This window comes from Pseudomonas sp. AC463, from assembly GCF_979253585.1.
In genome coordinates, this window is sequence record NZ_CEEDDZ010000521.1 from 1 (window position 1) to 278 (window position 278).

The following is a 278-nucleotide window of genomic DNA, read 5'->3' on the forward strand; positions in this document are numbered from 1 at the left end:
GCCTTAATCTTGCGATACCGGGACGTCAGGTCGTTGGTCAGCGTCAGGGCCAGGAACAGCACTTCGAGCGTCAATGCGACCGCCAGCAGGGTGCCCGCCTTCTCGCCGGCAATGAAAGCGAGGCCGAGGACCAGGCCATCGATCGCCAGATCAAGCCCGATCGCGGCGAGCAGCGCCACGGGGCCTTCAAATCGGCTTTCCGCCGCCTTGAGGCCGAGCATCACCGCGACACCGATCGCGCCGCCGATTAGCGTCGCGGTTGGCGATCCGCCGTGCAT

At 65.8% G+C, this 278-nt stretch carries 1 protein-coding gene; it reads right to left on the reverse strand.

Annotated elements, in window-relative coordinates:
- Positions 1–278, reverse strand: a 278-nt coding sequence (locus AC0IYH_RS31240) for a hypothetical protein (protein WP_471838085.1), incomplete at both ends; no start/stop codon positions are given.